This window comes from Streptomyces sp. NPDC055078 (assembly GCF_053607985.1).
This window is the reverse complement of sequence record NZ_JBSGUP010000942.1, coordinates 1-2344: the sequence shown is the minus strand read 5'-3', so window position 1 is coordinate 2344 and position 2344 is coordinate 1. Positions and strand designations below refer to the sequence as shown.

General features: G+C 67.6%; 2 protein-coding genes and 1 tRNA gene. 1 reads left to right on the top strand and 2 read right to left on the bottom strand.

Annotated features, from left to right (window positions below; translation table 11 throughout):
• Window positions 1-148: 148 nt before the first annotated feature.
• Window positions 149-1618: a catalase gene (locus ACWF94_RS38885; RefSeq protein WP_453499762.1), complete on the bottom strand. Its 1470-nt coding sequence runs from the start codon at window positions 1616-1618 to the stop codon at window positions 149-151.
• 115 nt (window positions 1619-1733) lie between these two features.
• Here ACWF94_RS38885 and ACWF94_RS38880 point away from each other — a divergent pair, with 115 nt between their 5' ends.
• Complete coding sequence (locus ACWF94_RS38880) at window positions 1734-2150, top strand: Fur family transcriptional regulator (protein ID WP_453499760.1); 417 nt, start codon at window positions 1734-1736, stop codon at window positions 2148-2150.
• Between the two features lie 95 nt (window positions 2151-2245).
• Here the strand turns inward: ACWF94_RS38880 and ACWF94_RS38875 are convergent.
• Window positions 2246-2319, bottom strand: a tRNA-Met gene (locus ACWF94_RS38875).
• Window positions 2320-2344 lie beyond the last annotated feature (25 nt).

Here is a 2344-nt window from a genome sequence, read left to right as displayed (position 1 = left end):
CCGGGCCGCCCCGGGCCGAACCCACCGACCCCGGTCACGGCGCTAACACGGCCGTTGGCACCGCACCCGTTCTTACAGCGCGAACGGGCGGTATACCTGGGTATTACCCCCCCCAGTAATCCGGCCTCCGTGCAACGGCAAGCGTCCGTCAGCCGCGCAGGGCCTGGACGGCGGCGTCGAGCCGCTTGCCGAAGTCGCCGTCCGCCTGGCGGAAGTTGTTGATCGCGCGCTCGGCGATGTCGTCGCGCGAGACCTTCGCGATGAACCCGGCGAGGTTCTCGACCAGACGGGACTTCTCGTCGTCCGACATCAGCCGGTAGAGATTCCCCGCCTGTACGAAGTCGCTGTCCTCGGCGTGGCTCGGCGCCTCGTGGTTGCCGGTGACGCCGGTGACGGACGTCGAAACCCACAGGGGCTTGTCCGTCTGGAACGGGCCGCCGAAGCTGTTCGGCTCGTAGTTCTTCGCGCCCTTGTGGCGGCCGTCATAGAGGAAGCCGTCACGGCTGTGCGTCCGCGCCTCGGTGGCGTGCGGGCGGTTCACCGGCAGATGGTCGGCGTTGATCCCGACGCGGTAGCGGTGGGCGTCTCCGTAGGCGAAGAGGCGGCCCTGGAGCATCTTGTCCGGGGAGGGACCGATGCCCGGCACGAAGTGGGCGGGGCTGAAGATGGACTGCTCGACCTCGGCGAAGATGTTGTCGGGGTTGCGGTTCAGCTCCAGCTTGCCGATCTCGATCGGCGGGTAGTCCTCGTGCGGCCACACCTTGGTGAGGTCGAACGGGTTGAAGCGGTACGTCGCCGCCTCGGCCGCGGGCATGATCTGCACCTGCACGGTCCAGGACGGGAAGTCGCCGCGCTCGATCGACTCGCGCAGATCACGCTGGTGGCTGTCGGGGTCCTCACCGGCGAGCTTGGCGGCATCCGCCGCGGTCAGGTTCTTGATGCCCTGGTCGGTCTTGAAGTGGTACTTGACCCAGAAGACCTCGCCGTCGGCGTTGTTCCACTGGTACGTGTGCGAGCCGTACCCGTTCATGTGACGCAGGGTGGCGGGGATACCGCGGTCACCGAAGAGCCAGGTCACCTGGTGGGTCGACTCGGGCGACAGGCCCCAGAAGTCCCATACGTTGTCGGCCTCCTGGGAGCCCGTGTACGGGTCGCGCTTCTGGGTGTGGATGAAGTCCGGGAACTTGATGGCGTCCTTGATGAAGAACACCGGGGTGTTGTTGCCGACGAGGTCGTAGTTGCCCTCTTCGGTGTAGAACTTCAGCGCGAAGCCGCGGGGGTCGCGCACCGCGTCGGCCGAGCCGAGGTTGCCCGCGACGGTCGAGAAGCGCAGGAACGTTTCGGTCTCCTTGCCGACGGCGGAGAGGAACTTGGCGCGCGTCCACTGCGACACATCGCGTGTGAGGGTGAAGGTGCCGTACGCGCCGGCGCCGCGCGCGTGGACGATGCGCTCCGGGATGCGCTCGCGGTTGAAGTGCGCGAGCTTCTCCAGCAGCGCCTGGTCCTGCACCAGAACCGGTCCGCCGACGCCCGCGGTCTCGCTGTTCTGGTTGTCGGCGACCGGGGCTCCGGCCTCCGTGGTGAGCGGTCCCTGCGTCACGTGCGCCTCCTGCGTCATTCTCGTCCTGGCCCTTGTGCCGGTCCGATCCTACGATGGACATTGTCTAAGTCAAGTGGATATCCAAAGTCACACCCGTTCGGGATCACGGTCCCCCGCTGCTAGGCTGGTCCTTATGAGTGACCTATTGGAACGACTTCGCGGACGCGGCTGGCGGATGACCGCCCAGCGGCGTGTCGTGGCCGAGGTCCTCGACGGTGAGCACGTCCACCTGACGGCGGACGAGGTGCACGCCCGCGCGGTGCGGCGCCTGCCGGAGATCTCACGCGCGACCGTGTACAACACGCTCGGTGAGCTGGTTTCGCTCGGCGAAGTACTGGAGGTCGCGACCGACCGCCGCGCCAAGCGCTATGACCCGAACGCGCACCGCCCGCATCAGCATCTGGTCTGCGGCCAGTGCGGCGCCATCCGCGACGTCCACCCCTCGGGGAACCCACTGGCCGACCTGCCCGCCGAGGAGCGCTTCGGCTTCACGATCTCGGCCGTCGAGGTCACCTACCGGGGTCTCTGCCCGAGCTGCGCCGGCGCCTGAGCGAGCGCCCGCCTCCGCCCGGTCACCCTCCGGCCCGACTGTCCGGACAAACGCCGAAGGCCCGGATCCTGGTGGATCCGGGCCTTCGATCTGAGTAGCGGGGACAGGATTTGAACCTGCGACCTCTGGGTTATGAGCCCAGCGAGCTACCGAGCTGCTCCACCCCGCGTCGGTAAACCTGACTCTACGTGAAC